General features: G+C 45.6%; 1 protein-coding gene. It reads left to right on the top strand.

Features of this window, described 5'->3' with window-relative positions:
- The first annotated feature begins 18 nt into the window (after window positions 1-18).
- Entirely contained in the window at window positions 19-171 is a 153-nt protein-coding gene (locus tag B4920_RS31095) for a prolyl oligopeptidase family serine peptidase (protein WP_368664740.1), read from the top strand.
- Window positions 172-327: the final 156 nt, after the last annotated feature.

Raw genomic sequence — 327 nt, 5'->3', positions numbered from 1 at the left:
GTCGGCCAAGGTTTTGAGCTGTTCCGCACCCTGCAAACCCGTAATGTTGAATCACGGATGATTTATTTCCCCGATGAAAACCATTGGATTATGAAGCCTAACAACTCCATCTATTGGTATAACCAAGTGAAAGATTGGATGGCTCACTACGCTAAGCCAGGTGCGCAATAACGCCTAGAACCTAGAACAGAAAAGCAAAAGGTCTGCACTATGCAGACCTTTTTATTGGGCGAAATAAAGCTAACGCCAGTGGTTATTGACCAAAACCGACCGCATTAATATCAACGGTTTGCACTTGGCCATACTTGGCCGCGATAGGCGCAATCT

Source organism: Zoogloea sp. LCSB751, assembly GCF_002028455.1.
In the GTDB taxonomy this organism is placed as follows: Bacteria; Pseudomonadota; Gammaproteobacteria; order Burkholderiales; family Rhodocyclaceae; genus Zoogloea.
This window is presented reverse-complemented; position numbering and strand designations above follow the sequence as displayed.